Origin of the sequence: Paenibacillus sp. GCM10027628, from assembly GCF_042676385.1 — a bacterium.
GTDB lineage: Bacteria > Bacillota > Bacilli > Paenibacillales > NBRC-103111 > Paenibacillus_E.
Window position 1 is genome coordinate 1 of sequence record NZ_JBHTHA010000072.1, and the last position, 1,685, is coordinate 1,685.

The following is a 1,685-nucleotide window of genomic DNA, read 5'->3' on the forward strand; positions in this document are numbered from 1 at the left end:
AAAACTTCTAGTTTTTCGGAGTAGCTAAGAGAAACGATAAAAAGACGACCTTCATTCCCATTCTTTGGGGGTAAAGGTCGTCTTTGCATGATCTAATTAAGCTTGTTGGCTGATGGTTTTTACTTCATTAGCTTCAATATTCGCTTCAGATTAACCGTGAATATGGTCATAGCGCCTTGGAGTTTCATGCCTAATAGACCCGAGGATGTGGCTACATCATACCCGTGTCTGTGTTTGAGTTCGCTGTTTTTTGCTTCAATTTTGTAGCGTTCCTTAGCCATTGCCTTGAAGTACTCGCTTTCCTGGAAGACCATTTGTTCTGTGTGTTCACCAGACTTAATACTCACTGAGTAGGTCTTGCTTTTTGCTCCTTCGGTGTAGCATTCCTCTTTAAATGGGCACCTCTTGCAAACTTCTACATCGAAGTAATAGGTATCCTTTTGGTTTGTACCAACTCCCTTTTTTCCTGTTCGCGCTTTCCGAATCGCCATATGGCCTGCTTTGCATACATACATGCCAGCATCCTTATTGAACTGGAATTCGTCTTCTTTCTTACGGCCACCTTGCGTAATAAGCGGGTTGAGTTTAGCAACGAGTTCGATCTCATTTTCATTGGTGTATATAATATTGTCTTTTTCCGAATAGGCCGCATCTCCGATGACCGTTTTGACCTCCAAACCGGCTGTCTTGCTTTTCTCGATCAGCGTCTGTAACTGCTTTCCGTCATTCTTTTCCCCCGTCGTAATAACAGCTGCTGTAATAATGCGTTCTTCTGTCATGGCCAGATGCGTTTTGTATCCGAAAAATGAGGAATCCGCACTCTTGTGACCTACCATTGCATCCGGGTCTTCCGAGATTCGGAGCTGCTCAAGATCATCTTCGACCGTTTCTTTGAGCAGATTAAGTGGTTCTTTTATCTTAGGTAGCGCACATACGCCACCTTCCGCTTCAACGACCTCGATGAGTTTCTGGCAATAGGCGATTTCGTCCTCCAGCACATCGCTCGTATTCTTCGTCGGGAACTTGGTTTTGAGGGATTCATCGACCTTGTAGATGGCCTTCCTCAGTTTTCGAGAACGATCCTGCAGGATTTCCCGCGGGGACTTCTGATTGTAACGAGCTTTCGTATGCGTTGCATCGACAATGATTGCTTTGCTTTGGATAATGCCCTTTTCGATTGCGATTTCAACCGTCTTATTGATCAGCATGTCGAGCAGGTTCATGTCCTTTAGCCGCAGCTTTCGGAACTTGGTTAACGAACTGGCATCAATCACGGGCTCTTCTGGCGCCATACCTAAAAAGTATTTAAACGACATATCGTATTTGGACCGCTCGACGATGTCCTCATCGGACAATTCGAAGATCGCCTTTAAGAGCAGATACTTGAACATCTGAATGGGATCGATCGCATTTCTTCCGTTGTCCAGACAGTAGTTCACTTTCAATTCATCATACACAAACGAGAAGTCAACCAGCTCGTTTATCTGTCGAAGCATATTATCCTTGGGAACTACCAAGTTATATAGTTCGAAATACGGGCTTAAGATTAGCGTTTGTTGTTGTTGAATCATTATGCACACCTACTCCCCTGGGATGCTTTAATTATACAGAAAAAGGCACAATCTCCTCCAATTTCTTGGGTGACTGTACCTTTCTTACAACACAGGGACTTTTTCAGTGGCCTC

1 protein-coding gene is annotated in these 1,685 nt (G+C 44.2%); it reads right to left on the minus strand.

What is annotated here, in order from left to right; translation table 11 throughout:
- Nucleotides 1-119: 119 nt before the first annotated feature.
- Nucleotides 120-1,571 carry an IS1182 family transposase gene (locus ACFQZT_RS32260; protein ID WP_379307069.1) on the minus strand — a complete coding sequence of 484 codons (1,452 nt, stop codon included), beginning with the start codon at nt 1,569-1,571 and terminating at the stop codon, nt 120-122.
- Nucleotides 1,572-1,685: the final 114 nt, after the last annotated feature.

Coding starts and splice junctions, on each gene's coding strand:
- ACFQZT_RS32260 (WP_379307069.1), bottom strand. CDS start 1,571: ATGATTCAACAACAACAAACGCTAATCTTAAGCCCGTATTTCGAACTA.